We start from the raw sequence: 21,912 nt of genomic DNA, 5'->3' as shown, positions 1-21,912 counted from the left end.
GCCCCGGCCACATCCGACAGCTCCGCCACCGAGGAGGAGTACCGCATGTCCCCCCAGCACCCCACCCCCGACGCGAACGCGGAGGCGGCCGCCACCCGCGCAGGGGGCACCGGTTCGCCGTCCAGCCCCTCCGCGCCCTCCGCGCCTGACGAGCCGGCCCCCAGCCGGGGCTCCGGTCCCGAGGCCGAGTCCCGGGACACCGGGCAGGAGCCCGGCGCCGACGGGACGAACGGGCCCGCCGGGCCGGAGGCGGGCGGGCGGAAGCGCGCAGGCGCGGACGAGGAGGCCGCCGCCGGGACGGCGACGTCCGGCGCCGCGCGAGAAGGTGAGTCCACTGCCACCGGGACCGAGGAGGCCGCGGCCCCCGTCGCCGGAACGGCAGAGGCCGAGAGCGCCGCCGCGCGAACCGCAGAGACCGAGAACACCGACGCCGGAAGGGCAGAGACCCGAAGCACCGCCGTCGGAACGGCACAGACCGAGAGCACCACCACCCCGGCATCGCCCGCGGCGGCCGGCACTTCCACCGAGCCGTCCGAGTCACCCGAGGCACGGGTCGCCGTTGCCACGGCCGCTGCCGTCGGGACCATGCCGCCCAACGCCAGGACAGGTACCGGCGTAGGCGCCGGACGGCCCCGCAAGCCGATCCTCGCGGGAGCGGCGGTGGCCGGTGCCGCCCTGATCGCCATACCGCTGCTGCTCACCGGCAGCGCGAGGGACGACGGGCCTCCCGACTCCGCCAAGGGGCCGGCCGCGGGAGGCTCCGACACGGTCCTGAACCCGACGTCGGCCCCCGCCGCCCTCGACGACTACGTGGCCGAGAAGCCCAGCCCCTCCCCGAAGAAAGCGAAGGCGACGAAGAGCGCGCCCTCGAAGGTCGCCCCACCGCAGCCCGCCGAGCCCGCGACGAAGTCCAGCCCGAGCGGCGAAACGGACTCGAAGCCCGAGGCGAAGCCGAAACCCAAGCCCAAGACGAGCCCGAAGCCGAACTGGAGCACCGAGACCGTCTACGCGCCCAGTGTCCTGGAGGTCAACCAGGCCTGGACCACCAACCGCATCCGAATGGTCATGCAGACCGACGGCAACCTGGTCGTCTACAACGAGCAGCGCAAGCCGATCTGGGCGTCCATGACCTTCGGCCCGAACCACCGGGCCATCTTCCAACCGGACGGCAACCTCGTCATCCACAATGGCGAGGACCGCCCCATCTGGGCCTCGCAGACCTGGGGCCATGAAGGTGCCCAACTGGTCCTGCGTGCCGACGCCAAGGTGGTGATCGTGCAGAACGGCGGGGTGATCTGGTCGACGTGACACCCTGCGGCAGGGCTGCCTCCCTACCTGTCGGGAGAGGGCACAGGCAACGGTCACCACCAGGGCCGGCGGTGACCGTCGTCGCGCGCGGGGGACTTGCTCACACGGGAATGTCAGGTGGCGGGCACCGGCAGCAGCGCCAGCGGCACATGGTGCTGTCCGGAATGGACGTCACGGTCACGCAGCGACGCCTGGCCGACGGGACGCGGGAAGGAGATCTTGACGACGTTCAGCGAGGGGATGCGGAACAACTGCACGTCAGCCTCGTCCAGTTGGTAGAGGCGGGCGACCGTGCCCTCGTTCAGGAAGGTCTCGTCGGCGGCGATGCGGTAGCCGTCCTCGTCGCGCATGAAGAGCTCCATGGTGACCCAGAACGGCCCGGCGTTCTTGGAGCGGACCTCGTGCGCCAGGTCGCCCAGGGTGGTGGGGGCGGTCTCAGCCATGGTGGGCGGTCTCCTCGAGCTCGGTGCGGAACATGTCGGTGGGCGTGCGGGTGTCGACGACGTGGTTGAGGACGAACTCGTAGGCGGGACCGCGCTCGATCTCGGCCGGTGAGGTGGCGAACGCGAGGCTCGGCAGATAGTCCATGCCGGCCGTCGGCAGATGCAGCATCAGGGGGTTGGCGACCTTCGCGACGGCGGTGGCGGTCTGCTGGTCCGGTGCGTTGACGAGGAGCATGACGCCCACCTCGCGCGGCGGGCCAGGTGCCGGTTCCAGTTCGGCGAGGACGGCGTTGTGTCCGTAGAGGCGCAGATCGAAGGCGTACTTGTCGTCGCCGAGGCCGATCGTCTGCTCGACCCGCTGCCGGATCATCGTTCGCATGAGGTCGGCCCAGCCGTCGATGTCGGCAAGGATGCGCGGGTCCCTGATCGCGCTGAACGACATCGTCTCGTAGCCGGTGATCCGGGCGCCCTCGAGCTTGACGGTGTGCTGGTCGGCGACATGGAACCGCGATCCCTCGACTCGCACGACGCGGTCGTCGACGGCGGTGTACACGGCGTCGCGGACGTCCAGGGTGCCGTCCGGCTCGCGCATCTCGAACGGGTTCACGGTCTCGTAGAGCATGTGGGCGGCGACCAGGATCGGCGTGCAGGCGACGGTCGGATCGAGCGGCTCGATGGTGAAGCCGTCACCGTCGATCGTGGCGAGCACCCCTCCCGCGCGCGGGTCGCTGGTGCACTGCCCACCGCATTCGATGATCTTGGCGGCGTGCCAGGCCGGACCGGCGGGCATGCCCTTCATCAGCGGATAGGCGGCGGCGATGGCCGTGTCCGTGGCACGGCCGGCGAGCACGACCTGGGCTCCGGCCTCCAGCGCCGCGACGATCGGCTCGTGCCCCATCGCACCGACGATGTGCGTACAGCTCCGCAGGGCCTGCGGTTCCAGCTCGCCCAGCGGCGGCAAAGGGTGGATCCGGCCCTCGTCCAGGCACGTCAGGAGCGTGTCGGTCGCCTGCTCGCTGTAGATGCGCGCCACTCTCAGCCGGAGTCCCTCGGCCGCCAGGATGTCGGCGACGATGCCGGCGACCCAGTCGACACCGGAGTCGGTTCCGCTCGTCCCGCACGAGCCCACGATCAGCGGGATATCCGCGCCCGCCGCCGCCTTGAGCAGGATCCGCAGGTCACGGGCGACCGCGGCACGGGTGGTCTTGGGCTGTGAGGCGCCGAGATAGTGGGGACCGGAGTCGGTGCTGCCGCCGTCGACGGAGATGACGTCGGCGCCGAGCGCCAGGCCCCGCTCGACGGTGGCCTCGGGAAAACCGGCCCCGAGCATGCCGGTCGGCGCCAGGACCTTGACCCGATGGGCCCGTTCGTTGTCCATGTTCCTCTTCCTTGTCTGGCCGGGCGCGGGGTGGGCGGGTGTCATCTGTCCCCCCGGGCCGTGTGGGTGTGGGGCAGCAGGTGGGCGTTGACGGCGAACCGGGGGCGGCCCGCGAGCGCGGCCACCACCTCGGCCGCTCCCTCGAGGCCGGCGGCCGCGCGGGCTTCGGCGGTCTGGCCCGCGAGGTGGGAGAAGACGACGATTCCGTCGACGCCCCGCAGCGGGCTGTCGTCCGGGAGCGGCTCCTCGCTCACCACGTCCAGGGCCGCCGCGGCGATCTCGCCGGAGCGCACGGCGTCGGCCAGGGCCCGCTCGTCGACGACGGCTCCCCGCGCGGTGTTGACCAGCACCGCCGTCGGCTTCATCCGCCGGAAGGCGGAGGCGTCCAGGAGACCGCGGGTGCGGTCCGTCAGCGCGGTGTGCACCGACACGTAGTCGGACCGCGCGAGCAGCTTGGTGAGTGCGACGAAACGCACGGAGGGGTCGGCCCGTTCGGCGTCCGGCACACCGGTCGTGCAGAGCACCCGCATGCCGAAGGCCCGCGCCAGCGGCACGACGGCGCGCGCTGCCGCCCCGTATCCGATGAGGCCGAGCGTCGAACCGCGCAGCTCGTGCCCTTCCTCCCTCGGCCACCGGCCGGCGGCGACGCCCGTCGCGCTCTGCACCAGTCGCCGCGCGGCCGCCAGCAGCAGGCCGAAGGCGTACTCGGCCACGGCGTTCGCGTTGACGCCCGGCAGGTTGCTCACCGTGATGCCCCGCTCGGCGGCGGCGACGACGTCGATCGAGTCGTAGCCGACGCCGGTGCGCACGACGGCGCGCAGACGGGGCGCCGCGTGGAGGACCTGGGCGGTCAGGGGATCGTGGGCGACGAGCGCCGCGTCGATCCCGTCGAGGGCCGCGACGAGTTGTTCGGGACCGCGTCGGCCGACGAGCGGTGCGTGCACCGCCGTGTGGCCGTGCGCTCGGAGATAGTGATCGACCTCGTCGCCGGGCCGTAGGTAGTCCGTGGTGATCAGGATGCGGGGCACGGTTCCTCGTCTCTTGGTGCGTCCGGGGCCGGGCTCTCTCCGCGCCGCCGGGGGTGGGCCGGTCACTTGGCGAGGGCCGGAGTGGTGCGACGCCGGAGGACACCGATCCTCGACACGACGACGATGGACAGTGAGGCGACCGCGGCGATGTCGACGAGCATCAGGGGCCAGCCCGTGAGGTCGACCATCCCGCCGACCAGCGCCGGGCCCAGGAAGCCTCCACCGGCCCAGCCGACGGTGTACATCCCGGCATAGGTGCCGAAGACCCGTGGCGAGGGCGCGAGGTTCCACAGCACGACCACCGCGTTGACCAGGAAACAGGTCGCGCCGGTCGCCCCGAGGCACAGCGCCGCGATGGTCCCCGTCGGAGTCTGGATCAGCGTCCCCAGGACCATGGCGGCGGCGAAGACCGACATGCCCACGGCCATGACCCGGAGCCGTCCGTATCGCTCGGCGAACAGGGCCGCCGGGTACGCCGCCAGGATGAACGCGATCCCGCTGGGCAGGGTGAGGCCGCCCGCGGCTCCGCGCGACAGGTCGAGGGCCTCCATTCCGTACGGTGTGATCAGCGACCGGGACGCGGCCCACGCGCTGCCGAAGAGGAGGATCGCGAGCAGCAGCAGGAGGCGGCTGCGGTCGGTGGCCCTGAGGATGTCGAGGAAGGCGTCCCGGACGCGCGGACCAGTGCGCTCGGCATCGTGCTCCCCTTCGCTCTCGGCCACCGCCGCCCGGTAGGCCGGGGACCGGTTGTCGCGCACGGTGGCACCGAGCACGCCGATCGAGATCAGCATGATGATCGCGGGGATGGCGAACGCCAGGCTCAGGTGGTCGTCGACCAGGAAGATGCTGATGAGCGCCGCCACGATGGCTGTGATGCTCGAGGCGATCTTGACCGCGGCGTTGGCCCGGCTTCGTCGCTCGGGCGCGATGAAGTCCGGTACCAGCGCTTCGGCGATCGGCTTGAACGTGTTGGCGACCAGCGCGTACGAGAACAGCACCGCGATCAGCAGTGGCAAGGACGCCGCACTGTGCGGGATGAGGACGAACAGCCCCGCGGCGATCGGCATTCCGGCCACCAGGTAGGGCATCCGCCGGCCCCAGGAGGTCCTCGTCCGGTCGGACCGGTTGCCGATCCACGGCTGGATGAAGATGCCGAGCAGGTTGTCCATGCCCATCAGCAGTCCCACGACGGCCGCGCTGCCGAGGTGCTCCCGCAGGAGCGGCGGGACCTGGGACTCGTAGAAGTTCCAGGTCGACTCCTGTGCGAAGACCGCGAGCGCGACCAGGAACGTGATGCGGCGTATCCGTGTGCGCTGCCCTGCTGACACCGTCGTCATGAGGGTCGTCCCTTCGCGCCGCCACCGTGGAGGGCGGCTGCTGGATAGGTTGTCGGTGTGGGCGTGGGCGTTCTCCCGCCGCACGGCCGGGACGGGTTCAGGCCCGATCCCCCTCGGTCACGAGCGTCAGGTCGTCGGTGGCGGCGGCGATCCGGGCCGCGATGGCCCTGCCGAGTCCCTCCGTGGTTCCCGTGCCCCCGAGGTCGGGGGTGACCACGCCGGGTTGTTCGTCCAGGACGCTCTCGATCGCGGCCACGACGTGTGCGGCGGCCTCGTGCTCCCCGAGGTGGGTGAGCATCATGGCGCCGCTCCAGATCTGGCCCACCGGGTTGGCGACACCGAGACCGGCTATGTCCGGCGCCGATCCGTGCACCGGTTCGAACAGGCTGGGGAAGGCGCGCTCGGGGTTGATGTTGGCGCTGGGGGCGATGCCGATGGTTCCAGTGCAGGCCGGTCCGAGGTCGGAGAGGATGTCGCCGAAGAGGTTACTGGCGACGACCACGTCGTACCGGTCGGGCTGGAGGACGAACTTCGCGGTCAGGATGTCGATGTGGTCCTTGTCGGCCGTCACGTCGGGGTACCGGGCAGCCATCTCGGTCGCCCGCTCGTCCCAGTAGGGCATGGAGATCGAGATGCCGTTGCTCTTCGTCGCCCAGGTCAGGTGCCTGTCCGGGCGGGACGAGGCGAGTTCGAAGGCATAGCGCAGGACACGGTCGACGCCGGTCCGGGTCATGACCGTCTCCTGCACCACCGTCTCGCGGTCGGTGCCCTCGAAGATGCGTCCGCCGATGCTGGAGTACTCTCCCTCGGTGTTCTCCCGCACGACGTAGAAGTCGATGTCGCCCGGCCGGTGATCCCGCAGCGGGCTGCGCACGCCGCGCAGCAGCCGGACGGGGCGCAGGTTGACGTACTGGTCGAAGCCCCGCCGCAGCTGGAGCAGGCTCCCCCACAACGAGACGTGGTCCGGGACCACCTCCGGCCATCCCACCGCCCCGAAGTACAGGGCGTCGAACCCGCCGAGTACGTCCCTCCAGTCGTCGGGCAGCATCGTGCCGTGTTCGAGCCAGTAGTCGGCGCTGGCGAAGTCGTACTGGGTGACGTCGAGTTCGAAGCCGTGGGCCTCGGCGGCGGCCCGGAGGCACCGCAGGCCCTCCGGGACGACCTCCCGGCCGATCCCGTCGCCCGGAATGGCTGCGATGCGATAACTCTGCGGCACGGATGCGCTCCCGGTGTTCGGATCGATGCGCACATCCGGTGCTGAGCCTTCGGTCCCGAGGCGTTCCGGTCGCGGCGCGGTGTCTCGGTTCCTACCTTGGCCAGCGGTGACACCCCGTACAAGGCCTTGACCGGCAAGGTACGTTTTCCCCCATGGAAAGCCACGGGCGATCCGGCCGGTCATGGTCCAAGAGCCGTTCAGCCGTCGACGACCTGCAGTTCTTCCACGTCGTCGCGTCGAGCGAGACGCTGACGGCCGCGTCGCGCGAACTCGGCTGCTCGCTCCCCGTCGTCAGCAAACGCCTCAGCGCGCTGGAGCGCCGCCTGGGCGTCCGGCTCGTTCAGCGCGGGGCCCGCCGCCTGGTGCTGACGTCGGAGGGCGAGCTGTACGCGGCGCGCGTCACGGCGATCCTGGACCAGGTACGCGAACTCGAGGACACGGTCACCGACACGGCAGGGGCACTGCGCGGGTCCGTGGTCGTCGAGGCCACTCTCGGTCTCGGTCGTGCCCATGTGGCCCCGCTGCTGGGCGAGTTCGCCGCCGCGCACCCGGGACTGCACGTCCGGATGCAGACCTCCGCGCTGCCTCTACGCCCCCACCAGCGCGAGTTCGACGTGGCGGTCCACGTGGGCATACCGCCCGACTCGTCGCTGCGCATGCGCCGTCTGGCCAGGAACCGGCGCGTTCCCTGCGCGGCACCGTCGTACCTCGCCCGGCACGGCACGCCAGCCGGCATCGAGGATCTCGCCCGGCACAACTGCATCGTGCTGCGGGAGAACGAGAGCGACTTCGCACTCTGGCGCTTCGGGGACGCGGACGGCCCCCGGCAAGTGCGCGTGCACGGCACCCTGTCCAGCAACGACGGCGACGTGGTGACCGGCTGGGCCCTGGAGGGCCGTGGTGTCATCATGCGCTCGGAGTGGCACGTCAGGCCGTACCTGGATCGCGGCGAACTCGTCCGCGTCCTGCCGCACCTGTCGACACCGGCCGCGGACGTCTACGCCCTCCTGGGGGAGGACGGTCACGTCCCGCGACGCGTCAGCGCCCTCGTCGACCATCTCGCCGCGCACCTCCCGCCGCGCCTGGGACAGGCCGCGGACACACGCGGAGCCGGCTAGGAGCAGCCCGTCGCGACTCCCGCGCGCTGCGCCGCGCAGCTCCTTCACATAGGCCGGGTCATCCGGGGCATTCGGGTCCTACCTGCGAAAGGAGCCCACCATGGTGGTTGTCGGCGTGATCGCCGTCTGTGTCGTCCTGGCCGTTCTCGCGTTCGTCATCCCCCGCCTGTCCCGGCACCCGGAACGCGGCACGCAGCGGACGCTCGGCGCCGGAGCGCGGGCCGGCGGGACGGCGCCCGGCCCGCTGGGGCGGCTCTTCAGCAAGCCGTTCCACAGCAGCTCGCGCGCCGTGGGCCGCAGCGGTTCGGCCGGTCGCCGGTTCCGCGGCCGCACGCCCTTCTGACCGGCCGCGCGGACGAGTGGATCAGCGCACGAGCGGGGAGCCGGATGACGAACACCGAGGACGAGGCAAGGCTGCTGGACGGGCTGACCGTGGACGCCAGTCTGCGAGAGCAGCCGATCGTGCTGGACGCGGACGGACGTCCCCTCCGCACCTGGCGGGAGAACTATCCCTACGAGCGCAAGGTGAGCCGCGAGGACTACGAGCGGACCAAGCGCATTCTGCAGATCGAGATGCTCAAGCTCCAGCGGTGGGTCAAGGACACCGGCACACGACTCGTCGTCGTGTGCGAGGGGCGCGACGCGGCCGGCAAGGGCGGCACGATCCAGCGGCTCACAGAGCGGCTCAACCCACGCGGCGCGCGCGTGGTCGCCCTGGACAAGCCCACGGAGCACGAAGCGGGACAGTGGTACTTCCAGCGGTACGTGGCACAACTGCCGACCGCCGGCGAGATCGTCTTCTTCGACCGCTCCTGGTACAACCGGGCCGGCGTCGAGCGGGTGATGGGTTTCTGCTCCAAGGACGAGTACGAACTGTTCCTCGACCAGTGCCCGACGTTCGAGCGGATGCTGGTCGCCGACGGCGTCCTGCTGGTCAAGTTCTGGTTCTCCGTATCCCGCTCCGAGCAGCGCACCCGCTTCGCGATCCGGCAGGTCGACCCGGTGCGCCAGTGGAAGCTCTCCCCCACCGACCTGGCCTCGCTGGACCTGTGGGACGACTACACGGAGGCGAAGATCGACATGTTCCGCGCGACGGACACCGAACACGCCCCCTGGACGGTGGTGAAGAGCAACGACAAGCGGCGCGCACGGCTGGAGACCATGCGGAGCCTGCTGGCCCGCATCGACTACGCCAGCAAGGACGTCGACGCGGTCGGCACACCCGATCCCCTCATCGTCGGCGCCGCGGACACTCTGCTGGAGGCCGGAGAGGAGGCCACCGATCTGTCACCCACACCTCTGTTCCCCGGCGCCGAGGGGCCGGGGAAGCACCCCGACACGGCCACAACTCGAGACTTGGACGTGGGGCCGGACTGACCGCGGAGCGGGGCGACGCCCAGGACCGGGTGTCCACCGACCTCTCGCGTGAGTCGCCGCCTCACCTCCGCCAGAACAGGTGGTGGGTCACACCACTGGGGCTGGGCACGACCTCAAGGTGAAACCGGTCGAGCAATTCGTCAGGGGACTGCCAGAGCCGTAGCCCGGATCCGAGCTTCACCGGCGAGACCGCGACGTGCAGGGTGTCGACGAGGTCGGCGTCGAGGAACTGCCGGATGGTGGTGACCCCACCACCGAGTCGGACGTCCTGGCCCTGAGCGGCTTCTCGTGCGCGTTCGAGGACCTCGGCCGGGCTGCCGTCGACGAAGTGGAACGTGGTGTCGGAGAGCGTGAACGACGGACGCGTGTGGTGGGTCAAGACGAAGACCGGTGTGCGGAACGGAGGCTCCTCGCCCCACCAGCCGGTCCAGTCATGGTCCTGCCAGGGCCCCCGCTGGGGCCCGAACTTGTTGCGCCCCATGATCTCGGCACCGATGTTGCGCGCGAAGTCGCGCGTGAAGTAGTCGTCGAGGCCCCGGCTCCCTCCGGGATCCGTGCGCATGGGCCAGCTCGCCGTGGCTCCGGCCCAGGCGAACAGCTGGTCGGGGCGGACATGACCGAAGGGCCGTTCAAGAGTCTGGCCCTCGCCAGCGCCGATGCCGTCACTCGAGACGTTGAAGTTCATTACTCTCAGTAGTTGGTCCACGGGTTGCTCATCACCTTCCGTCGGCTCCTCGTGCGGCCGGTCGCCGCACATCACTACGTCGAACGGGACGTGCGGGGATCGACAGTGCCGCGCATCCTTTTTGACCCGCTGGCTGAACCACGCCGAACGAGAGCTGGGTACCTTCCGCTGGTATGCCGGCGAACCCGCAGACGTATCACCCGAGTCGCACCGGTTCGCAGTCGAGTTCGTCAACGGGCTGATCGACAAGGAATGCCCCTGGGCCGCCCAAGCCGCAGTAAGCCCGGGGGACCGGTTACGAGCCGCGTGGAGTCACCAGGCCGGATTCATAGGCGAAGACCACGAGTTGAGCACGGTCGCGGGCGTGGAGCTTGGTCATGGCCCGGTTGATGTGGGTCTTGGCGGTCGCCGGACTGATGACCAGGTGGTCGGCGATCTCGCTGTTCGACAGACCCTGCGCGGCCAGGGCGACCGCCTCGCGTTCGCGACCGGTCAGAACCTCCAGCCTTCCACCGATGCGAACGGGCGACGGCTGGGTGAGGTACCGGCCGATGAGCTTACGGGTGAGGGCAGGCGCGAGCAGCGCGTCACCGCGGGCCGCGACGCGTACGGCGTGCAGGAAGTCCTCCGGCAGGATGTCCTTGACCAGGAAGCCGGCGGCACCCGCCCGCAGCGCCTCGAAGACGTACTCATCCATGCCGTAGTTGGTCAGCATGACGACATGTACGCCGGCCAGGGCAGAGTCCGCGGCAATGCGCCGAGTCGCTTCGATGCCGTCCATGACGGGCATCTGGATGTCGATGAGCGCGACATCAGGCAGTAGTTCCCTGAGGAGCGCGAGGCCCTCGTCTCCGTCGGCCGCTTCGCCCACCACCTCGATGTCGTCCTCGAGGTCGAGCAGCGCGCGGAAGCCGGTGCGGATGAGCGGCTGATCATCAATCAGCAGGACTCGGATCACGAGGCTCCGTCCGTCGGGAGTTCGGCCTGGACGGTGAAGCCGCCCGCGGTGCGCGGCTCGGCGCGCAGGCGACCGCCCAGGGCCGAGACGCGTTCGCGCATGCCGAGCAACCCCAGTCCGGGAGTCGGTGCCGAGTGCACGGTGTCCTTCCCGTCGTCGTCGATGTGGACGCGGAGGCCGTCCGGCCGGTAGTCGATGAGCACCGAGGCCGTGGTGGCGGAGGCGTGCCGGGTGACATTGGTGAGCGACTCCTGGACGATCCGGTAAGCGGTGCGGCTCACGGCGTCCGGCACCGCCCGTGGGTGCCCTTCGACGGTCAGCGTCGTCTCCAGCCCGGTCCCCTGAAACCTCTTCACCAGCTCCGGGAGGTGGTCGAGTCCGGGAGGCGGGGTGGTGTCGTCGTCGCGAAGTGCCTCGAGGGTCGCTCGCAGTTCCCGGCTCGCCTCCCGGCCTGCTTGCTGTATCGCGAGCAGGGCCTCCGACACCTGCTCCCCCCGGCGCCGGGCCACGTGGACGGCCACCTCGGACTGCACCTTGATCACCGAGATCTGGTGAGTGAGCGAGTCGTGGAGCTCCCGCGCAATGCGCAACCGCTCCTCGTCGGCCCGGCGCAGCGCGGTCTCCTCGCGGGAGCGCTCGGCTTCGTCCGCTCGCCGTTCGGCCTGTCGCACCGCCTCTCCGGCGGCGAAGGCGGCGATGAGCCAGGCGAGCTCAAGGGTGTGCCGGGCCTGTGTCACGGCCTCGCGCGGGCCCTCGTCATGGAAGACCCAGGCCGTGAGGTTGAGCGCGACCAGCAGGCCTACGGAGACAGCCAGCGTGACGGCCCGGTGCCCGGCGCGTACGGAGCCGTAGACAGCGACCAGGTAGGGGACGGCGAGCGCCTCGAACCCGGCCCCGAGGTAGCCCACCGCGCACAGCCCGGTGATGACCAGGACCGCCAGCGGCGCCCGGCGGCGTCCCGCCAGCGCCAGACCTCCGGCCGCCAGCAGCGCGGAGCCGAGCAGCTCAGGTGCCCCGGACGGGTGTGGCCCGGACAGCCCGGTACCGAGCAGCAGTGCCGCCACGCCCAGGGCGGTCGCCCAGTCGGTGAGGCCGGCCCGGACAGCGAACCGTCCTTTGTTCATGGGTGCACCGTAACGGGATGTGGCCGTGGGCGAGTCCGGCTCGTGAAGGAGCAATCGGCTACTGCATGTGCGGTAGCCGACCGCTGCCTGCCGCCGCTGCGGTAGCCGTATGCCGCGGCGGCGGCAGCGGAAAGTGCCTGCACCTGCCGGACGACCCACGGGGAAACGGCGAGCACGCTCTCAGGGACAGGACATCGAGCCGCATCGGTGAGGAACAAGAACGAAGGAGGGCGTCATGAACGCTTCAGCAGTACTGATCGCGGCCGCCGAGGGCGGGATCATCGGCGACGGGCGGACGGGGGCGAACCTGGCCCTCGGGGCGGGGGCGCTGGGGCTGGCCATCGGCTGGCTGGTTCTGGGGCGAGTCGGCCGCCGGTTCCGTACCAGCAGCGCACGCACCGGCGGGTGGGCGGCCGTCGCGGTGGGCACGGTGGGTACGGTCCTCGCGGTGCTGCACCTGGCCACCGCCAGTGGCGGCCCCGGTACCGGCAACGGAATCGTCGGCGCCGTCGTCGCCGTTCCGCTGGGGCTGGGCGCGGTGTTCCTCGGCCGCCGGACTCTGACCCGCTTCCACCGCTCCGGCTCGCCCGCGGAGGGGGCGAACGTCTGAGCGGCACCCGGTCACGACGCGCGTCGCTCGGCGTTACAGCTCGGCCGGCCGGTGTCAGCGCCGAAACCGACGGCACGCACCGAGGGATGCGATCCCCTGGGCCTAGGGAGGAAGAGGAACCGGCAGGTGGCCCGACGGTGGGGCCGGGGGCGCGGGGAGGCCCTCGTCCAGGGCGAGAGACCCGAAGGCGTGCAGGGATCACCGCGTTACGGAAAGGGCTACGAGCGGTCGCCGGGAAGGGCCGTACACGAACCGCCCGGGCCATGCTCGCTGTCGACGTCGGAGCCACTGCCGTGCTCCGCTCACCCGGCGTCACCTGCTGGAGTAGGGCAGCAGCGCCATCTCACGTGCGTTCTTGACGGCGGCGGCGATCTGCCGCTGCTGCTGGGCGGTCACACGGGTGACGCGGCGGCTGCGGATCTTGCCGCGGTCGGAGATGAACTTCCGCAGCAGATCGGTGTCCTTGTAGTCGATGTAGGTGATTCCTGCCGCGTCGAGGGGGTTCGGAGACGACTTGAGCGGCTTGCGGGGGTCGTGACGGCGGGCCATCAGGGTTCCTTTGGTACTTCGGGTCGGTTCTTTGCGGGTGAATGCCTGTGCCGAGGCGGTCAGACAGCGTCGAGAAGGGCGTCGAAGGGGCGTGGCAGGCGCTTCCACACCTCCCGGCCTGCGGCGTACTCCGTGTCGGTGAGCAGGCAGGAGTCCAGGAGCTGCTCGATGTTGTCCCGGTCGAGGCCGGGTGAGGTGAAGACCAGGTGCTGGCAGCGATCGCCGTGCTCGTCGTGCCAGTCCAGCGCGGCGGCCGCTCGGCGCACGGGCGGGACCATCTCCCAGGCGGCGTCCGGCAGTGCGGCGAGCCACGGTCCGGTGCTCTCCACGCACAGGGCGCCACCGGCGCAGTCCCAGGCGAGCAGGGTGTCGGGGCGGTCGGCGAGCCAGAACCGGCCGCGACTGCGGGCGGCGGCGCAGCACAGGTCCTCGAGCGCCTGGTAGAGACGTTCGGGGTGGAAGGGCCGGGCGCGGTGCCAGACGAAGGTGGCGACGCCGGCCTCGTCGGCGTCCTGCGGGAGGAGGGCGCAGGCGGGGTGCTGTGCGGCGGCCGCGGCTTCGACATCGAAGCCGGCGAAGGCCAGTTGGGCGAGCTCTGCCGATCCAGCCGGCGCCTGACGGGCAGTCGGGTGGAGCTGGGTGAGCAGTGCCCGGTCCTCGTCGTCGGCCTGGTCGCTGTCGACGACGGCGAGGACGGGGGCGTATTCCAGCTGCCGGGCCCAGGTGTCGCCGACCGTGCGCTGGTCGGTGGCCGCTGCGGCGAGGCCCGCCTCGGCGAGGTCGTCGCCGTTGCCGATGCAGGGCAGGACGAGCGCCGGGTCGACGGCCGTGATCACGTTGGTGAGTTCGAGTGCGCCGGCGCCATGTGCGGCGATGACTTCGGCCATCGCCTTCGGTTCGACGGAGTCCCACAGTTCGACGACGGCGAGCCGGGTGAGGCCGCTGTCGGCGAGCCGCTCCAGCTCGGGCACCAGGTCCTCGCGCAGAGCGCAGCAGGCGCAGTCGTTGATGAGCGGGGTGACGCCGCGGGACAGCTCTCCCGAGGCGTCCCGCACCAGGCGGAGCACGGTGCCGTCGGCCGCGGCGGACAGGTCGTGGTGGAGTGCGGCGCTGCCGGGCACGGTGCGCAGCAGACCATCCACGGCCTCCTTTCGCGCCGCGGAGTGCAGCCCGCCGACGATCACGACGGGCAGCCGGGCCTGCCTCTCCATCACTTCTCCCCGATCCGGCCGTAACGGCGCTCGAACCGCTCGACCCGTCCTGCGGTGTCCAGGACGCGCGCCGTGCCCGTGTAGAAGGGGTGGCTCATGTTCGAGATCTCGACGTCGACGACCGGGTAGGTGTTGCCGTCCTCCCACTCGATCGTCTTGTCACTGGTCATGGTGGAGCGGGTGAGGAAGGCGTAGTTCGCCGCCCGGTCGCGGAAGACGACGGGGTTGTAGGCGGGGTGGATTGTGGACTTCATGAGGTGTCCTTCGAGGTCATGGAGATCGGGTGGAGGCCCCGGACGTGGTCAGCGTTCCTCGCGGAAGTCGACGTGCTTGCGGGCGATCGGGTCGTACTTGCGCAGCACCATCCGGTCCGGGTCGTTGCGGCGGTTCCTGCGGGTGACGTAGGTGAAGCCGGTGCCGGCGGTGGAGCGGAGCTTGATGACGGGGCGGAGTTCGCTGCGTGCCATGCCGGTATTATATGACAACGGTTTTCATTTCTAAAACCAGGATCCGTGACCGACTACGAAGAGGCAGGTAACCCAATGTCCGCCCACTGCCAACTGACCGGTGCCAAGCCGGGCTTCGGCAACAAGATCTCCCACTCGCACCGGCGCACCTCGCGCCGCTTCGACCCGAACATCCAGAGCAAGCGCTACTGGCTTGCGAGCGAGGGCAGGTACGTCCGGCTGACGCTGAGCGCCAAGGCGATCAAGACCGTCGACAGCATCGGCGTCGAGGCGGCGGTCGCCCGCATCCGCGCCCGGGGAGGGAAGGTCTGATGGCGAAGAAGAGCAAGATCGCACAGAACGAGAAGCGCAAGGAGATCGTCGAGCGGTACGCCGCCCGACGCGCCGAACTCAAGGAGGTCATCCGCCGCTCCAGCACCCCGGACGACGAACGCGCGGCGGCTGTCGCGGAGTTGCGCCGTCAGCCGCGCGACGCCAGCGCGACCCGGGTCCGCAACCGCGACAGCGTGGACGGCCGACCCCGCGGCCACCTGCGCAGGTTCGGCCTCTCCCGCGTCCGGATGCGTGAGCAGGCGCACGCCGGATTCCTTCCCGGAGTCACCAAGTCGTCCTGGTGACCGCCTAGCAACCCCAGAAGGCAGGCGCCCGGTCGCGGCTCGACAGAGCCACGACCGGGCGTTTCCACGACCTCACCACACCCGACCACGACACCCGCCACCCCCGCGCGGCACACCAGCCCCCAGGGATGCACACGGGACAGCCACGGAGACCCCTTCTGCTCATGGTTACCATTTTCATGTAGAGTCCTGGTCGCACCCACGCCCTCACCGAGGAGGTCAGCTCCCATGGCTGTTCCCAAGCGGAAGACGTCCCGTTCCAACACCCGCCACCGCCGCGCCCGATGGAAGGCGGCGACGCCCCAGCTGGTCCCCGTCACCGTCGACGGCGTGGCCCACCTGGTCCCTCGACGTCTGGCCAAGGCGTACGAGCGCGGCCTGCTGCGCCCCGATGGCTGAGCCCGCGCCCACGTGGCTGCCGGTGACGGTCCTCTCGGGTTTCCTGGGCGGCCTCGCCGCCGCGCAAAGGGAGGAGGTGCGCCCTGCCTGCCTCACGAAGCCATCTGAACGACGACCTGGAACCACACCCAGACGGATAGGAGGAGCAACTCGGCCAGTCCGCTGGCTCGTCGCTTGCTACTGACCTCTGTGGTGCCGCTCGGGCTGCTGCGTCGTGCGTCGGTCAGGTCCGTCAGCATCTGCCGACCGAGGTGTCCGGCGGGCCAGCCGGCGTAGGCGTCCAGTCGGACCGTAGGACCGCTGTGCAGCCTGAGTCGAGGCCCCTCACCAGCAAGCCACGTCACATCGGCGATGTCGCTGAATGGGACGTGCCACCTTGAGAAGCGGTTCCTCACCGTCAGCGCGGTCGGGCTTGCCTTGAGATAGACGCACAGACTGGAACGCCATACCCAGTAGACCCCCATCGCCGCGAGCGTGCAGAAGGCGGCGCGGCGCCAGGCTTCCAAGTGCCAGACTCCACTGAGCAAGTCGGCACAAAAGGCCAGCCACAAGATCAGCACGATCACCCAGCAGACTGTCTTGCCCACCCGCCTGGATGCGATCTCCATAGGCTGCCCGCCGGCTGCCACCTGCGACATATGTTCCCCCCCGGCCCCACGCGGATGACGATCCTAGCGGGACAGGCGGTTCGTGACTGCGCACCGGATAGAGACGTGCGCGCAGTCGCGTCGAGTGCTGTGGTGCGAAGTACGGCCTACGGCCTCGGTGTCCGGCAGCCCCCTCGGTGCCTGTTGGTGTCCTGTTGCGCACCCGCGGACGGCGCTCAACGGGGTGCGACAGGAAGGGCGCGGCGCAGCCCCGCGAGCCCGCGGTGAGGGTTGTGGTCGGGCCGGCCATAGGCCCGACCACGGGCATTGTGGCCCCATCGTGACCGTCGGCGTCTCCGGCCCTCCCGGCCGGCAGCAGGGTGTCGGGGAATGGAGGGCCACGGCGCCGTGGGTGAACCGTCCGGCCTGGAGCGCGCCTGGCGTCACTGCAGGGACAGATGGATCAGGCGAGCCCCGCCCTCGTGTCCCGCGTCGGTCGCCAGGGCCACGTAGCGTGCGGTGATGTCCGTGCTGAGGTGTCGGTCGCGACCACGGCCCGTGAGCTGACCGGCCGGGGTGTAGGTGAGGCCGTCACTGCTGAACTCGGCGCGTAGTCCGGGTACGCGGCCGCCGGTCCATTCCGTGCGCATTTCGCGGACACGGAGCGGTGCGCCGAGGTCGACGACCAGGCGGCCGTTCGGGCCGGGCGTCCATGCCGTCGCCGGATCGCCGTCGACGGCGGCGGACGGGTCCGACATGTCTGGCGGCAACGGGCTGGTCGGGAACACCGTGCGACCCAGTGCCAGATCGCGCAGAGGGTAGGCGGTGGCCCGCTTCACCGTGACCGTCGTGGTGCGGCCCGCGCGGACCACCGCCACCTCGCTGCGCCCTTGGGCGGTCACCTGCACACGGCAGGCGGGCCCCGTCAGTTCGACCGTCGCGCCGTCGACGACACGCGCCCGCAGGCCCACAGGCAGAGGGCGGCCGTCGAGCGGGCGGACGGTCAGTCGTGGTGGCAGCAGCCGGGCTTCGGCCGCGTCGATCTCGGCGTCGTAGGCGGTGCCGCCCTCGGTGAGGGTCTGGTGTCCCTCGAACAGCAGCCTCGGGGTCCCGGTCTGCGGTACGTCGACGCGCGTGGTGACGGGCTCGTCCGACAGGTTGAACAGGCTGAGGTGATCGTCGGTGAGGGCCGCGCGGACGGCTTCGGAGTCCGTTCGTGGCGTGGGCGCCGTGGCGCGCTCGCGCAGGGTACGGGGCGAGGCGCCGGCGAGTCCCTCGACGAGGAGGGGTGCGGCCGGGCCGTCGGCCAGGATGATCTCGTCCTGGTGGACCGTCAGGGCGGAGGCGGCGCCTCGCACCACCAGGCCCGCGCGGCCGTCGACGTCCAGCCATCCGCCCCGGCTGGTGACGTCGGGCACCGGCCAGGAGGCGAGGTCCTCCCACTGAAGTCCGTCCGCCGACCCCTGCAGCGTGTAGGCGCGCCCTGCGGCGGCCTCCCAGCGCAGGGTGACCCGGTCCACCGCGTGCGGAGCCCCGAGGTCGACAGCCAGCCAGCTGTCCGCGCGGGGGCGGTCGCCCCGTGACACCGCCCACCGGGTCGTCATGCTGCCGTCCACCGCCAGCGCCGGCTCCTTGCCGGTGTCGTAGGAGGAGGCGGTGGCCGTGCCGGTCCGGGCCAGATCGGCGCCGTCCGCACCGTCACGCACTTCGAACGCGAAGAGCGAATATCCGTAGGTGGGGTCGGGCCGCACACCGAGCATGCGCAGATGCCGCACCTCGGTGCGCGCGAACGTCACCTCGTCGACCCGGGCGGCCGACGTGGGTGGACGGGAGTCGGCCGAGGCCACGGTGGCGCTTCCCTCGGCGAAGCGGTAGGTCCGCGCCCCGGTCAGGCCGGGCACGCCCGGCATGGTCAGATTGTGGATCTCCAGACGTCCCTCCCCCGCGGCGACGCCTGAAGTCGCGTACACGACGGCACCGGTGGGAAGCGTGGTGAAACCGGCGTACCCGGACCCGACCTGGAGCATCGTGGCGCTGCCGTCGAATCCGTCCCGGCTGCTGCGGTAGGTCCGCACCTGGCGCCGCGTGGCCTTGAGGGAAGTCGTCGGCAGGAACATCGGCGTGGACCCGCTGAGCTTGAAGAGCCAGTCGTCGTGGCCGGGTTGCCAGGCGAACTTCACGAATCCGGGCTTGGTCACGGCACCTGCCCATGCCGCGGGCGTCTGGTGCGACACCAGGCCGGGTCCAGGGCCGAAGTCGGCGACGCCCGCGGCGTGTTCGAACAGCTCGTCCGCGGAGAGGGGGCGAACCGTACGGCCCTGTTCTTTCGCCCACAGGTGCAGGAGGTAGCTGATGGCGACTTCCGCGCGGGCCTCCGGCTCGTACTTCGGTTCACCCGAGAACTTCGCGATCCGGAATTCCGGCGGGTAGCTCTGGTACGCCTCCAGTCGCTCCGCCAGGGCGACTTCCGCCCGGGCGGCGGCACTGTCCCCCACCACCTGGGCGAGGAAGGCGAGCGGGATGACGTCACGGCCGTAGAGGTGCTCCCGGTCGTTGACCATGGGCATCAGCGGCTCACCGGCGTCGCTCATCACGCCGAGGAGGGTGCTCCACAGCTGGTCGGCGTTCGGCTGGCTGGTGAGCACCTCGGGCAGCGGCCGGCCCGCGGCGATGAAGTGGGCGGCATTACGGCCCGATGTGCGCCACAGTTCCTCCTGGTAGTGGGGTCCGAACGAGCCGTGGTTCTCGACGATGAAGGTGTCGTACAGGTTGCGGGCGGTGTTGTCGGAGACGGGAACCCCGTCCACGAGCGCCGGGTTCGCCAGGTCCGCCTGGGGCAGTCCGGCCTCGTTGCGCGACCACGCACCGAAGGCTGTGGCCCAGTCACGGTGCCGTGGGTCGTCCGCGGCCCAGGCCAGCCCCGGGGCCAGGGACTGTGCGTAGACACCCATCTCCTCGAGTTTGGTGTCTCCTTCGTGGCCACCGAGCAGGCCCCGAGGGGTCCAGCTGCCCGAGGCCGGGTCGTTTCCCGTGCCCAACGCGGTGGTGTACGCGGCCTGTTCACGGGCGATGGTGTCGACACGGGAGCGAGTGGTCTCGTCGAGGTCGTCCCACAGCAGCCGCGCGGCGAGAACGAAGTACAGCTGGAACGTGGTGTCGAAGAACAGTCTCCGGCCCCATTGGGTGCCGCCCGTCAGTCTGTTCGACGCGGCGAAGTGCTTGATCGTCGCTATTGTCCGAGCCTTGAGGACCCGCTTCTCCGTCCCCGCTCGGACCTCGTCGTAGCTGCCGCGGGTGAGCAGAACCGCATGACCCAACACGACGGCGAAGCCGAAGTCCTTGTCCGTGTAGTAGCCGCGGGCCGCGTCCCACTGGGTTTCCGTCCAACGCGTATGGTTCAGCAGGACCCGGTGATAGATGTCCGCCACCGGGTCCGATGCCGTGTGGCCTCGCTGATGTCCGTGGGCCTGAGCCGTGCCGCTGCCGATGGCGAGAGGCAGGGAGACCAGCGCACTTGTGGCGCCGAGGAGTTGGATGAAGCGGCGGCGGTCCATCGGGGATCTCGGCAGCACGTGCGGCACCTCTCGATCAGACAACGTTGTCAGACAATGGCGTGAATTCTTCGGTCCGTCGCGCGATACGTCAATAGGTCAGGCACGCGGAAGCAAGAGACCGCCGGGTGCGCCATCGCCCGAGGGGAGTCGCTCTCGCGAATCTCGAGAACAGCCCCGACTCCCCTCCCCCAGGCCCGCGCTACGCCCGCCGGGCCGGCTGCGCTTGATACGGGCTCCCCGAGGTCCGCCGAGCGGCACGCCCATTCCCAGGCCCGGCATCGGCCAACCGGCCGTGGGACGCCGCCTTCCTGGCTTTGCTGAACCCAGGGAGCACAGTCGACATCACGTCCGCCCCTCCAGGCTGGGCAAGTGGCCTTCCCTTTGGCCGACTCGGAGCGGCGCGGAGTCGGTGGGCCGAGCGATGTCCCGCTCGAGATCGTCAAGTGCGCGGCGGGCCACCTCGATGCGATGGAGCAGGATTTCTTCGTCCTGCGGTCGCGGTGTCGGGCGTCGTGCTCGTGGCGGCTCGCCCTCCTCATCCATGCCCTTGGCCTCCTCGAGAGAGGTGAGAACGACACCGATGAGGACGTTGACCAGGACGAACGAGGCGAGCAGGACGTAGGAGGCGTAGTACAGGAGGCTCCAGCGGGAGATCTCCAGGCCTGCGCGCACGGCGTCCCCGATCCCGTCCAGGGTCATCAGCAGGAAAAGGGTGAGCACTGCGCGACCGACGGAGCCGTAGTGCTCGGGGTCGTGCCGGCCGAAGAAGACCCAGCCGACCATCGCGTACATGTACAGCAGCAGCGCGCCGACGAGCAGGAAGCTCAAGGTGCCGGGGAGGCTGCGGCCCACGGCGACGAGCACGATGCGCAACTGGGGCAGGAAGCGGGCAGTCCGCAGGACCCTGGCCAGCCTGAGCAGACGCAGCACGGTGGTCTTCTCACGGACGACGGGTGCGAAGGCACACAGGACGACCGCGAGGTCGAAGATGTTCCAGGGGTCCTTCCAAAAGCCGCGGGGCCTGTCCGCGTACGCGGCCATGCGCAGCACGATCTCGACCGTGAAGGCGGCCAGGCAGGCGTGCTCGGCCAGCCGTAACCACCCGTGCCACTCCCGGGCGAGACCGGAGTACGTCTCCAGCCCCAGCAGGACGGCGTTGCCGAGGATCACGGCCAAGACGGTGAGCGCGAACCAGCGTGCCTCGGTGACACCGCGGCAGTACAGGGCGACTCGTCGCCGTCCGGACGGGGCATTGGCCTCGGCCTCTTGATCTTGGTGCTGCGGCATTCTGCTGCTTCTTCTCCTCCGTGTGTGCGACGGGCCGCCGCTGCAGAGAGCGCGACCGCTCGTCGCGCGAGCAAGATCCAGAAGAGACTTCTACAGCACTGTAGTTGCTGAGGGCCGGGCGCCCCGGTGATGCCAGGGCACTGTGGCCGGCGATTCATGCCGCCGGTGGTCGCAGGCAACCGGCCGGCGAGGTCGCCCAGGGTCACCATGACGGCGAGCGTGTCGGAGGGTCGCGCATCACTGCGAGCGAGGCGCGGCGCCGGAAGAGCGGGCCGAACGCGTCGGCGACACCACACCGGGGGCGGGCGGGGGCGGCGCGACCAATTCGAACGGATCGCAGATCTGATGCCCGCCGTCCAGAAGGCAATGGATCACACCGTTGCCCCAGAGGGTGGCTGAGCCTGACCCGACTGGTCTCGTTCACGTCCAGGGACGGCGTTTTGCCGCCGGCTCGGGCGGCGGGTCGTGGAGCGGCTCCCACGACCGGCTTCAGTCGTGGGCGGGTGGCTCGGCCGCGCGCTCCGCGCCACCCCTTCCCCTGGCGACGCCGGCGAAGAACGGCCGCGGGAGGCGGGCTGCGGCGAGCCCGCGGACTCCGGCGGAGAACCGGTCGACGGAGCCAGGCTGTGCAGCCGCCCAAGCGGCTTCGTAAGCTGCGG

The 21,912-nt window shown here is 70.5% G+C and carries 23 protein-coding genes; 8 read left to right on the top strand and 15 right to left on the bottom strand.

Going from position 1 to position 21,912, the window contains the following annotated elements; all coding sequences use genetic code 11:
• Positions 1-45 precede the first annotated feature (45 nt).
• The gene (locus tag KBY32_RS11940) at positions 46-1,308 is read left to right on the top strand and encodes a mannose-binding protein (RefSeq protein WP_210979918.1); all 1,263 of its coding nucleotides are present in this window, start codon (positions 46-48) and stop codon (positions 1,306-1,308) included.
• A 113-nt stretch (positions 1,309-1,421) separates the two neighbouring features.
• Here KBY32_RS11940 and KBY32_RS11935 read toward each other — a convergent pair whose 3' ends face one another.
• The 5 genes from KBY32_RS11935 to KBY32_RS11915 all read right to left on the bottom strand — a co-directional run bounded on the left by KBY32_RS11935 (position 1,422) and on the right by KBY32_RS11915 (position 6,710).
• The gene (locus tag KBY32_RS11935; RefSeq protein WP_210979917.1) at positions 1,422-1,751 is read right to left on the bottom strand and encodes a DUF4387 domain-containing protein; all 330 of its coding nucleotides are present in this window, start codon (positions 1,749-1,751) and stop codon (positions 1,422-1,424) included.
• Positions 1,744-3,129: an acyclic terpene utilization AtuA family protein gene (locus KBY32_RS11930; RefSeq protein WP_210979916.1), complete on the bottom strand. Its 1,386-nt coding sequence runs from the start codon at positions 3,127-3,129 to the stop codon at positions 1,744-1,746. Before KBY32_RS11930 ends, KBY32_RS11935 begins: the two co-directional genes overlap by 8 nt.
• A gap of 41 nt (positions 3,130-3,170) precedes the next feature.
• A complete protein-coding gene (locus KBY32_RS11925; RefSeq protein WP_210979915.1) occupies positions 3,171-4,157 on the bottom strand; it encodes a phosphoglycerate dehydrogenase in 987 nt (328 codons plus the stop codon).
• Positions 4,158-4,219: 62 nt separating this feature from the next.
• Complete coding sequence (locus tag KBY32_RS11920; RefSeq protein WP_210979914.1) at positions 4,220-5,494, bottom strand: MFS transporter; 1,275 nt, start codon at positions 5,492-5,494, stop codon at positions 4,220-4,222.
• A gap of 97 nt (positions 5,495-5,591) precedes the next feature.
• Positions 5,592-6,710 (bottom strand): tartrate dehydrogenase, encoded by a 1,119-nt coding sequence (locus KBY32_RS11915; protein WP_210979913.1) that lies wholly within the window; start codon positions 6,708-6,710, stop codon positions 5,592-5,594.
• A 152-nt stretch (positions 6,711-6,862) separates the two neighbouring features.
• Here KBY32_RS11915 and KBY32_RS11910 point away from each other — a divergent pair, with 152 nt between their 5' ends.
• The 3 genes from KBY32_RS11910 (at position 6,863) to ppk2 (ending at position 9,205) form a co-directional block, all read left to right on the top strand.
• Complete coding sequence (locus KBY32_RS11910; RefSeq protein WP_055620460.1) at positions 6,863-7,828, top strand: LysR family transcriptional regulator; 966 nt, start codon at positions 6,863-6,865, stop codon at positions 7,826-7,828.
• A 100-nt stretch (positions 7,829-7,928) separates the two neighbouring features.
• Entirely contained in the window at positions 7,929-8,171 is a 243-nt protein-coding gene (locus KBY32_RS11905) for a DUF6411 family protein (protein ID WP_210979912.1), read from the top strand.
• Positions 8,172-8,215: 44 nt separating this feature from the next.
• A complete protein-coding gene (gene ppk2, locus KBY32_RS11900) occupies positions 8,216-9,205 on the top strand; it encodes a polyphosphate kinase 2 (RefSeq protein WP_210979911.1) in 990 nt (329 codons plus the stop codon).
• A 61-nt stretch (positions 9,206-9,266) separates the two neighbouring features.
• On the opposite strand, the gene KBY32_RS11895 is transcribed toward ppk2, so the two are convergent.
• The 3 genes from KBY32_RS11895 to KBY32_RS11885 all read right to left on the bottom strand — a co-directional run bounded on the left by KBY32_RS11895 (position 9,267) and on the right by KBY32_RS11885 (position 11,972).
• Positions 9,267-9,911 carry a dihydrofolate reductase family protein gene (locus tag KBY32_RS11895; protein ID WP_055620456.1) on the bottom strand — a complete coding sequence of 215 codons (645 nt, stop codon included), beginning with the start codon at positions 9,909-9,911 and terminating at the stop codon, positions 9,267-9,269.
• A gap of 274 nt (positions 9,912-10,185) precedes the next feature.
• Complete coding sequence (locus KBY32_RS11890; RefSeq protein WP_210979910.1) at positions 10,186-10,848, bottom strand: response regulator transcription factor; 663 nt, start codon at positions 10,846-10,848, stop codon at positions 10,186-10,188.
• A complete protein-coding gene (locus KBY32_RS11885; protein ID WP_210979909.1) occupies positions 10,845-11,972 on the bottom strand; it encodes a sensor histidine kinase in 1,128 nt (375 codons plus the stop codon). The genes KBY32_RS11890 and KBY32_RS11885 overlap by 4 nt, the downstream gene beginning before the upstream one ends.
• Before the next feature lie 235 nt (positions 11,973-12,207).
• On the opposite strand from KBY32_RS11885, the gene KBY32_RS11880 reads away from it, so the two are divergent.
• Positions 12,208-12,582 (top strand): DUF6223 family protein, encoded by a 375-nt coding sequence (locus tag KBY32_RS11880; RefSeq protein ID WP_210979908.1) that lies wholly within the window; start codon positions 12,208-12,210, stop codon positions 12,580-12,582.
• Between the two features lie 312 nt (positions 12,583-12,894).
• Here the strand turns inward: KBY32_RS11880 and rpsR are convergent, their stop codons facing one another.
• From rpsR to rpmG, 4 genes are read right to left on the bottom strand one after another with little or no spacing between them, the layout of a single operon-like run.
• A complete protein-coding gene (gene rpsR / locus KBY32_RS11875) occupies positions 12,895-13,131 on the bottom strand; it encodes a 30S ribosomal protein S18 (RefSeq protein ID WP_055620452.1) in 237 nt (78 codons plus the stop codon).
• A gap of 59 nt (positions 13,132-13,190) precedes the next feature.
• Complete coding sequence (locus KBY32_RS11870; RefSeq protein WP_210979907.1) at positions 13,191-14,342, bottom strand: GTP-binding protein; 1,152 nt, start codon at positions 14,340-14,342, stop codon at positions 13,191-13,193.
• On the bottom strand, positions 14,342-14,596 hold the full coding sequence (locus KBY32_RS11865; protein WP_210979906.1) for a type B 50S ribosomal protein L31: 255 nt from the start codon (positions 14,594-14,596) through the stop codon (positions 14,342-14,344). The genes KBY32_RS11870 and KBY32_RS11865 overlap by 1 nt, the downstream gene beginning before the upstream one ends.
• A 48-nt stretch (positions 14,597-14,644) precedes the next feature.
• Complete coding sequence (rpmG, locus tag KBY32_RS11860) at positions 14,645-14,809, bottom strand: 50S ribosomal protein L33 (RefSeq protein WP_055620449.1); 165 nt, start codon at positions 14,807-14,809, stop codon at positions 14,645-14,647.
• 75 nt (positions 14,810-14,884) lie between these two features.
• On the opposite strand from rpmG, the gene rpmB reads away from it, so the two are divergent.
• The 3 genes from rpmB (at position 14,885) to rpmF (ending at position 15,825) form a co-directional block, all read left to right on the top strand.
• On the top strand, positions 14,885-15,121 hold the full coding sequence (gene rpmB, locus KBY32_RS11855) for a 50S ribosomal protein L28 (protein WP_055620448.1): 237 nt from the start codon (positions 14,885-14,887) through the stop codon (positions 15,119-15,121).
• On the top strand, positions 15,121-15,426 hold the full coding sequence (gene rpsN / locus KBY32_RS11850) for a 30S ribosomal protein S14 (protein WP_055620447.1): 306 nt from the start codon (positions 15,121-15,123) through the stop codon (positions 15,424-15,426). The genes rpmB and rpsN overlap by 1 nt, the downstream gene beginning before the upstream one ends.
• 228 nt (positions 15,427-15,654) lie before the next feature.
• On the top strand, positions 15,655-15,825 hold the full coding sequence (rpmF, locus tag KBY32_RS11845) for a 50S ribosomal protein L32 (RefSeq protein WP_055620446.1): 171 nt from the start codon (positions 15,655-15,657) through the stop codon (positions 15,823-15,825).
• Positions 15,826-15,917: 92 nt separating this feature from the next.
• On the opposite strand, the gene KBY32_RS11840 is transcribed toward rpmF, so the two are convergent.
• The 3 genes from KBY32_RS11840 to KBY32_RS11830 all read right to left on the bottom strand — a co-directional run bounded on the left by KBY32_RS11840 (position 15,918) and on the right by KBY32_RS11830 (position 21,253).
• A complete protein-coding gene (locus tag KBY32_RS11840; protein ID WP_210979905.1) occupies positions 15,918-16,391 on the bottom strand; it encodes a hypothetical protein in 474 nt (157 codons plus the stop codon).
• Positions 16,392-16,855: 464 nt separating this feature from the next.
• Positions 16,856-19,966, bottom strand: a complete 3,111-nt coding sequence (locus KBY32_RS11835; RefSeq protein ID WP_210980046.1) for a discoidin domain-containing protein — start codon at positions 19,964-19,966, stop codon at positions 16,856-16,858.
• Positions 19,967-20,308: 342 nt separating this feature from the next.
• Positions 20,309-21,253, bottom strand: a complete 945-nt coding sequence (locus tag KBY32_RS11830; protein ID WP_210979904.1) for an ion transporter — start codon at positions 21,251-21,253, stop codon at positions 20,309-20,311.
• Positions 21,254-21,912: the final 659 nt, after the last annotated feature.

The sequence above is a fragment of the Streptomyces sp. RK62 genome, assembly GCF_018070255.1.
GTDB classification, from domain to species: Bacteria; Actinomycetota; Actinomycetes; order Streptomycetales; family Streptomycetaceae; genus Streptomyces; species Streptomyces nigra.
This window is presented reverse-complemented; position numbering and strand designations above follow the sequence as displayed.

Excerpts from the sequence above, each read along its gene's own strand:
- KBY32_RS11940 (WP_210979918.1), top strand. The coding sequence starts at position 46 with ATGTCCCCCCAGCACCCCACCCCCGACGCGAACGCGGAGGCGGCCGCC.
- KBY32_RS11885 (WP_210979909.1), bottom strand. The coding sequence starts at position 11,972 with ATGAACAAAGGACGGTTCGCTGTCCGGGCCGGCCTCACCGACTGGGCG.
- rpsR (WP_055620452.1), bottom strand. The coding sequence starts at position 13,131 with ATGGCCCGCCGTCACGACCCCCGCAAGCCGCTCAAGTCGTCTCCGAAC.
- KBY32_RS11905 (WP_210979912.1), top strand. The coding sequence starts at position 7,929 with ATGGTGGTTGTCGGCGTGATCGCCGTCTGTGTCGTCCTGGCCGTTCTC.
- KBY32_RS11830 (WP_210979904.1), bottom strand. The coding sequence starts at position 21,253 with ATGCCGCAGCACCAAGATCAAGAGGCCGAGGCCAATGCCCCGTCCGGA.
- KBY32_RS11930 (WP_210979916.1), bottom strand. The coding sequence starts at position 3,129 with ATGGACAACGAACGGGCCCATCGGGTCAAGGTCCTGGCGCCGACCGGC.
- rpmF (WP_055620446.1), top strand. The coding sequence starts at position 15,655 with ATGGCTGTTCCCAAGCGGAAGACGTCCCGTTCCAACACCCGCCACCGC.
- rpmB (WP_055620448.1), top strand. The coding sequence starts at position 14,885 with ATGTCCGCCCACTGCCAACTGACCGGTGCCAAGCCGGGCTTCGGCAAC.
- KBY32_RS11870 (WP_210979907.1), bottom strand. The coding sequence starts at position 14,342 with ATGGAGAGGCAGGCCCGGCTGCCCGTCGTGATCGTCGGCGGGCTGCAC.
- KBY32_RS11920 (WP_210979914.1), bottom strand. The coding sequence starts at position 5,494 with ATGACGACGGTGTCAGCAGGGCAGCGCACACGGATACGCCGCATCACG.
- KBY32_RS11865 (WP_210979906.1), bottom strand. The coding sequence starts at position 14,596 with ATGAAGTCCACAATCCACCCCGCCTACAACCCCGTCGTCTTCCGCGAC.
- KBY32_RS11935 (WP_210979917.1), bottom strand. The coding sequence starts at position 1,751 with ATGGCTGAGACCGCCCCCACCACCCTGGGCGACCTGGCGCACGAGGTC.
- rpmG (WP_055620449.1), bottom strand. The coding sequence starts at position 14,809 with ATGGCACGCAGCGAACTCCGCCCCGTCATCAAGCTCCGCTCCACCGCC.
- KBY32_RS11910 (WP_055620460.1), top strand. The coding sequence starts at position 6,863 with ATGGAAAGCCACGGGCGATCCGGCCGGTCATGGTCCAAGAGCCGTTCA.
- rpsN (WP_055620447.1), top strand. The coding sequence starts at position 15,121 with ATGGCGAAGAAGAGCAAGATCGCACAGAACGAGAAGCGCAAGGAGATC.
- KBY32_RS11835 (WP_210980046.1), bottom strand. The coding sequence starts at position 19,966 with ATGGACCGCCGCCGCTTCATCCAACTCCTCGGCGCCACAAGTGCGCTG.
- KBY32_RS11880 (WP_210979908.1), top strand. The coding sequence starts at position 12,208 with ATGAACGCTTCAGCAGTACTGATCGCGGCCGCCGAGGGCGGGATCATC.
- ppk2 (WP_210979911.1), top strand. The coding sequence starts at position 8,216 with ATGACGAACACCGAGGACGAGGCAAGGCTGCTGGACGGGCTGACCGTG.